The sequence below is a fragment of the Melaminivora alkalimesophila genome (assembly GCF_000282995.1).
GTDB lineage: Bacteria > Pseudomonadota > Gammaproteobacteria > Burkholderiales > Burkholderiaceae_C > Melaminivora > Melaminivora alkalimesophila.
Map to the genome: position 1 here is coordinate 1 of NZ_ALEE01000224.1, position 3,644 is coordinate 3,644.

Annotated in this window: 5 protein-coding genes and 1 pseudogene; all 6 read right to left on the bottom strand. The window is 70.7% G+C overall.

Going from position 1 to position 3,644, the window contains the following annotated elements; all coding sequences use genetic code 11:
• Positions 1-545: pseudogene (locus A612_RS03875) on the bottom strand (type II secretion system protein GspK); the annotation flags it as partial.
• On the bottom strand, positions 542-1,228 hold the full coding sequence (locus tag A612_RS03880; protein ID WP_019373243.1) for a prepilin-type N-terminal cleavage/methylation domain-containing protein: 687 nt from the start codon (positions 1,226-1,228) through the stop codon (positions 542-544). The gene A612_RS03880 and the pseudogene A612_RS03875, both read right to left, overlap by 4 nt.
• Complete coding sequence (locus tag A612_RS03885) at positions 1,225-1,632, bottom strand: PulJ/GspJ family protein (protein WP_019373244.1); 408 nt, start codon at positions 1,630-1,632, stop codon at positions 1,225-1,227. Before A612_RS03885 ends, A612_RS03880 begins: the two co-directional genes overlap by 4 nt.
• A complete protein-coding gene (locus A612_RS03890) occupies positions 1,629-2,072 on the bottom strand; it encodes a GspH/FimT family pseudopilin (RefSeq protein WP_019373245.1) in 444 nt (147 codons plus the stop codon). The genes A612_RS03885 and A612_RS03890 overlap by 4 nt, the downstream gene beginning before the upstream one ends.
• Before the next feature lie 23 nt (positions 2,073-2,095).
• Positions 2,096-2,527, bottom strand: coding sequence for a type II secretion system major pseudopilin GspG (gspG, locus tag A612_RS03895; protein WP_019373246.1), 432 nt, complete (start codon positions 2,525-2,527; stop codon positions 2,096-2,098).
• A gap of 28 nt (positions 2,528-2,555) precedes the next feature.
• Positions 2,556-3,644: type II secretion system F family protein (locus A612_RS03900; RefSeq protein ID WP_019373247.1), on the bottom strand; the 1,089-nt coding region annotated here is incomplete at its 5' end.

Consider the following 3,644-nt stretch of genomic DNA (forward strand, 5'->3'; position numbering starts at 1 on the left):
GCCGCCAGCGGGTTGACGCCGCCCGAGCCCCCCAGGCCTGCCGTCACCAGCGGCGCGATGCCGGCATAGACGGGGTATTCCAGCCCGGGAACGCGCAGCAGGTCCTCGGGCGCCTCGAAGGTGTCGGGCCGACCGCTGGGGCCGGCGGTGGTGCGATGCTCGACGATGGCGTGGGCCAGCGGGCCGGCGCGGTCTGGCGGCAACCCGGCGGCGGTCTGCAGCATCTGCGCCAGCAGCTCGACCGGGGCGCGGTTGATGTCGATGTAGCCGTTCAGGGGCGCCGCCTGCACCGCCACCAGCGTACCCGCGTAAGGCACCTCGTCGCGCACCAGGCGGTCCGGGCGCTTGCCGCTGACCACCAGCGATTGCAGCGCAAGCTGCATGGCGGACTCGCCCAGGGCCGAGGCCACGACCAGGTCGCGCGTGCGCGCCGTGGTGCGCGCCTCGCTGCGCACGGATTGGGTCATGGCCGTGGCCATCAGGCTGAGCGCGGCCACCAGCCACAACACCGCGACGAGCGCCAGGCCGCGCTGCCGGCAGCTCATATCTTCCCCCCTCCGATGACTTCCTCACCGCCGCCGCGCGGGTCGGACGCCGGCAGGACCCGCAGGGGAACCACCATGCGGTCCATCGACAGGCGCTCGCCCTGCATCAGAAGGGCGATGCGGGCAGGCAGGTCATCGGCGATCGCCCACGCTTCGCTCCACGCTTGGGCCGGATCGGGCTGGCGCGCGTCCTCATAGCGCAGTCCAAGGGCCTGGACCCCGGGGACGACGACCTGGTAGGGGGCACCGCTCCAGTCGGGGAAGCCCGGCTGGTCGACCCAGGGAAGGTAGCGCAGCACCAGCGCCGAATTCCCGTCGATATCCTCGACGGCCAGCCGGAAGAAGTGCCGCCCGCCGGCGCCATAGCGTGCCGGCATGACGCCCACCCAGGCGACGTGGTCCGGCGCGCCCTCGAACAGCGGCCCAGTGCCTCGCGGGGTGGTCACTGAACGGGCCGAGATGCGCCCCAGGGCGTTGCGCAGGAAGCCTGCTGCCAGGCGCTCATCGTCCAGCTGCTGCAGCCGGGCTTCCACCCGGTCGCCGCCTTGGCCCACACCGCGCAGCGCAGAGACCATGGCCAGCATGAGCACCGACAACAGGGCCATGACGACCAGGATTTCGAGCAGCGTGAAGCCTGCTTGCTTCCGGCTCCATCTGCGAGAAAGCAGCGCGGCGTCCGTCATGACCCACTCCTGGGTGTCGGTGGCACCCTCTGGGGGCGCAGGGCCGTGAGTTCCACTTGGCGCGGCTGCCCGCCATCGCTCCAATGCACCACCACCTGCACCTCGTGCAGGCGCGGCGCCCCAGGGTCAGCGCTGCCCCCCGCGTAGGGAGCAGTGTGCAGGGTCCAGCGCAATTCCTGGGCTTCTCCTTCCAGGACCAGGCCCTGCTCGGGCACGCCGTCCACCTGGGCCAGCACCGACTCGATCAACCACAATGCGCGCTGGCGCTCTTCGATGCCGGTCACACTGCGCACGGCGCCCCCGGTGGCGCGGTAGACCATGCCCAGCGCCATCGCCATGATGGCGAAGGCAACCAGGAGCTCCAGCAGGGAAAAACCATCCGACGCAGACAGGCGCCGCTTCATGGCTGCAATGCTTCCTGCTCGATCCGGCCGGAGAACCAGTCGACGCGCAACCGCACACCGTCGCCCGAGGGTTTCTCCACGTCCACGCTGCCGCCACTGGCGCCGCCCGATGCCAGGAAGCGGATGGTGAACCGCCCTTCCTGCGCCTCACTGGCCGCCACCGTCGCGCGCACCGAGATGGCTTCGGGGATGGCGCGTTCGGGCGCGCCCTGCAACCCATAGGCGCGCCGCTCCAGATCGACGCTGAAGAGCGCGTCCTGCCCGGTGAGCACGGCGTGCTGGCGCGCGGCGCGCAGGCCGGTCGCGATGCCGCGCACGGTTTCGCGGTACTGGGCAGCGACGTGCATCCGGTCGTAGGCCAGCGGGGCCACCGCCATGATGAGCGCCATGATGGCAAACACCACCATGAGCTCGATCAACGTGAAGCCGCGTTCGCGCACTGAAGCCGCGCCGCAGGGGAAGGTCAGTGGGCGTTGCGGATGTCGGCGTTCTCGCCCTCGCCACCGGGCGCACCGTCCGCGCCGAGCGACAGGATCTCGATCCCACCGCCCGGGCCGGGGTTGGCGTAGCGGAACGGGTGGCCCCAGGGGTCGGTCGGCACGGCGTCGCCCTTGAGGTAAGGCCCATTCCAGCCCGAGGCAGAACCGGGGCGTTGCATCAGCGCGGCCAGGCCCTCCTCGTTGGTGGGGTAGCGCCCGACGTCGAGCTTGTAGATCTCCAGCGCCTTCTCGATGTCGGCGATCTGCACCGCCGCCGTCTTGGACTTGGCGCCGCCCAGCTGGTTGAGCACGCGCGGGCCCACCAGGCCGGCGAGCAGCGTCAGGATGGCCAGCACCACCAGCAGCTCGATCAGGGTGAAGCCGCGCGCGCGGCGGGGAAAAGATGCGTGCGCCATGGCGGAGGGCTCCTTGCGGAAGAGGGGGTTATACGGCGAGGTCATTGATGGACAGAATCCCGAGCAGGATGGAGACGATGATGGCCGCGATCAGCACGCCCAGCACCAGGATGAGCACCGGCTCGACCAGCGTCAGCAGGCGCTTGATGCCCGTTTCCACCTCGCGATTGAGGATGTTGGACAGCTCCAGCATCATCGGGCCGATGCGGCCCGTCTCCTCTCCCACTCGGATGAGGTTGATGGCCAAAGGTTCAAAAATTCCCGTGGCGGACACCGCCTGCACGACCTTGCCGCCCTCCTTGACGATGGGCGCGACCTTGGCCAGGGCCTGGCGCAGCACGGCGTTGCCCACGGTGTCGGTGGCGATGTGCAGGGCGGTGAGCATGGGCACGCCATTGCCCAGCAAGGTGCCAAGCGAGCGCGCGAACAGCGTGAGCTGGTAGCGCTGGGCCAGCCGCCCGACCAGCGGCAGGCCCAGCAGCCGCGCCTGCCACCATTGCCGCCCGGCAGGCGAGCGCAGCCAGCGCAGCAGGAGCATGACGCCCCCCACCGCCGCCGCGCCGATCAACAGGCCGTACTGCCGAAAGGCCCGGCCCATCTCCATGACCACGCGCGTGGGCAGCGGCAGCGCGTCGCCCATGTCGGTGAAGAGTTTCTCGAACTGCGGCACCACGAAGCCGAGCATGGCGACGAGCGAGAGCACGGCCACGGCCAGCAGGATGGCGGGGTAGATGGTGGCCGAGACCACGCTCTCGCGCAGGGCGCGCTGGCGCTCCATGTGCTCGACGAGGCGGTCCAGCACGGCCGACATCTGGCCGCTCACCTCGCCCGAGCGCACCATGTTGACGTAGAAGTCGTTGAACAGGCCCGGGTGCGCGGCCAGCGCGCGGCTGAGGGGCGTGCCGCCCTTGACGGCGTCCAGGATGCCCTGCACCAGGGCGCCGACGCTCGGCTTGTGGCTCATGTCGATGAGCACGCGCAGGGCGTTGTCCAGCGCCAGGCCGGCGCGCAGCATGATGGCCAGCTCGGAAGTCAGTGCCAGCACGTCGGCGGCGTTGACGGGCCCCTTGCCCTGGCGGGCGCGCGGCACGGCACCGGCCGGGGCGCTGGCGGCCGC